Origin of the sequence: Cupriavidus sp. U2 (assembly GCF_009663685.2) — a bacterium.
GTDB classification, from domain to species: Bacteria; Pseudomonadota; Gammaproteobacteria; order Burkholderiales; family Burkholderiaceae; genus Cupriavidus; species Cupriavidus necator_C.
On the sequence record NZ_RCOG02000030.1, the window covers coordinates 1 to 1,800 of the forward strand.

Sequence of the window (1,800 nt, forward strand, 5' to 3'; positions counted from 1 at the left end):
AGCCATGCTCTCACCAGTTTCAGCAGCGCCGTGCCTGCTGCCAGCTTGCGCGGCCCACGTCGACGCCTTCTCAGCGCCATACCCTGCGCGCTCGCAGCATCGTAGGAACGATGACTTCCGGCCCGGGCAACCTCGCGTGAGACAGTCGACGGACTTCGCCCCACCACTCTCGCGATCTGACGCAGGCTGCACCCCTCGTTTAGTAGGCGATGAATCCAGTTACGCTCTTCGATACCCAGTTGACTGTAGCTTTGTCCCATCCCAACACCCTAACATCAGGGTGTTGCACTTCATTCTAGAGACCGCCCCGTAATTCATCGCAACGAATATTACCCGCCAATTCGTATCTAGCGGTGCTATCCGAAACTTCCGAATGGTACGAAGTTGATCAGATTCCGGCCGACGGCAGCACGGCGCAGGGGTGGGTTGACCGCGACGACCTTCACGACCCCAACTGGGTTTTGCAGCGTGCAGAGACCAGGGATTTTCGTTTTCGTGCTGATCTCGCAAGCTTTGATCCGACGGAGGATGATTCCGTCCTCTTGGCCATTGAGGTTCTAGACAAATCCGGCGCACGCATCCAGGTGCTTCGGGACATCGAGGCTGATGCGGTGCCGATTCCCCCCGAAGACCATATCAGTCTTGTTGACGCAAACTTTGACGGTTTCCCTGACATCATGGCGACCGGCTTACCCGATCAAAATGGCGGGCCCAACTTCACCCATAACATCTTCCTATTCGATCCAGTCCGCCGTCGTTTTGTTTTTGAACCCACTCTGTCCGAATTACCTCGAATCTCATTCGATGGCAAGCGCCGGACCGTTCACTCTGTGTATCGCAAGGGTGCTCACAATTACTCTTCCCAAACTTTTCGGTATTTTAATAAAACACTAACTTTAGTGGGCACGCGAGAAGAAATACTTTCGGTCGACGGTGAGTGGTTCTTCGCCACGATCGGCCGGCTTCATAAAGGCAAGATGCGCTATCACAATCGCCGGACACGGGCGCATCGGCATTGATCCATCGTTGGCGCGCATAAAAGAAAAACGGCGAACCGAAGTTCGCCGCTTCTTGCTGCATCAGGCCGCCGGAGCGGTCCGAAACATACTTACACCTTGATCTCGACGTCCACGCCGGCCGGCAGGTCGAGCTTCATCAGCGCGTCGACGGTCTTGTCCGTCGGATCGACGATGTCCATCAGGCGCTGGTGAGTGCGGATCTCGAACTGATCGCGGCTGGTCTTGTTGACGTGCGGCGAACGCAGGATGTCGAAGCGCTGGATGCGGGTCGGCAGGGGCACCGGGCCCTTGACGATCGCGCCGGTACGCTTGGCGGTATCCACGATTTCGGCGGCCGACTGGTCGATCAGGCGGTAGTCGAAAGCCTTCAGGCGGATACGGATCTTCTGGTTCTGCATGATTGTTCCTTAAAAGAGCGATGGGCAGTGAGCCCGGATTATAGGGGACATGCCGGCGGGCATGTCCCAGGAAGGTTGCTTAGTCGAGGATCTTTGCCACAACGCCGGCGCCGACGGTACGGCCACCTTCGCGGATTGCGAAGCGCAGGCCTTCTTCCATGGCGATCGGGGCGATCAGCTTGACGGTGATCGACACGTTGTCACCCGGCATGACCATTTCCTTGTCCTTCGGCAGCTCGATCGAGCCAGTCACGTCGGTCGTACGGAAGTAGAACTGCGGGCGGTAGTTGTTGAAGAACGGCGTGTGACGGCCACCTTCGTCCTTCGACAGGATGTAGACCTCACCCGTGAAGTGCGTGTGCGGCTTGATCGAGCCCGGCTTG

General features: G+C 57.5%; 4 protein-coding genes. 1 reads left to right on the forward strand and 3 read right to left on the reverse strand.

The annotated features are described in order from the left end of the window. The coding region (locus D9X30_RS23570) for a helix-turn-helix domain-containing protein (protein WP_153949714.1) at positions 1-260 on the reverse strand (260 nt) is incomplete at its 3' end. Between the two features lie 93 nt (positions 261-353). On the opposite strand from D9X30_RS23570, the gene D9X30_RS23575 reads away from it, so the two are divergent. Then, complete coding sequence (locus D9X30_RS23575; protein ID WP_153950435.1) at positions 354-1,019, forward strand: XAC2610-related protein; 666 nt, start codon at positions 354-356, stop codon at positions 1,017-1,019. Between the two features lie 89 nt (positions 1,020-1,108). Here the strand turns inward: D9X30_RS23575 and rpsJ are convergent, their stop codons facing one another. Next, on the reverse strand, positions 1,109-1,417 hold the full coding sequence (rpsJ, locus tag D9X30_RS23580; protein ID WP_006160488.1) for a 30S ribosomal protein S10: 309 nt from the start codon (positions 1,415-1,417) through the stop codon (positions 1,109-1,111). 79 nt (positions 1,418-1,496) lie between these two features. Further along, positions 1,497-1,800 (reverse strand): EF-Tu C-terminal domain-related protein (locus D9X30_RS23585; protein ID WP_502799675.1); only part of this gene is annotated, 304 nt, incomplete at its 5' end.

What these genes read in the sequence shown, in the direction of transcription:
- rpsJ (WP_006160488.1), bottom strand. Translation starts at nt 1,417, where the DNA reads ATGCAGAACCAGAAGATCCGTATCCGCCTGAAGGCTTTCGACTACCGC.